This window comes from Desulfocucumis palustris, assembly GCF_002933875.1.
Lineage (GTDB): Bacteria > Bacillota > Desulfotomaculia > Desulfotomaculales > Desulfocucumaceae > Desulfocucumis > Desulfocucumis palustris.
The window spans coordinates 1-272 of sequence record NZ_BFAV01000146.1; the positions used below are offsets into that span (position 1 = coordinate 1).

Consider the following 272-nt stretch of genomic DNA (forward strand, 5'->3'; position numbering starts at 1 on the left):
GGGAGAGCCGTCGAAGGTGGGGTTGGTGATTGGGGTGAAGTCGTAACAAGGTAGCCGTATCGGAAGGTGCGGCTGGATCACCTCCTTTCTAAGGAGAATTTGAGGAGCGACAGCTGCTCAAATATCCGAGGTCGATAGTAACCGACAGGAGTTTAAACTAACCGCCGGGTACTCTAACCTCCATCTTGCAAACCTGTTTAGTTTTGAGGGACCGGGGGACTATAGCTCAGTTGGTTAGAGCGCACGCCTGATAAGCGTGAGGTCGATGGTTC

Annotated in this window: 1 rRNA gene; it reads left to right on the forward strand. The window is 52.6% G+C overall.

The window, feature by feature from the left end:
• Positions 1-88 (forward strand): 16S ribosomal RNA (locus DCCM_RS13180); the annotation flags it as partial.
• Between the last annotated feature and the right edge of the window lie 184 nt (positions 89-272).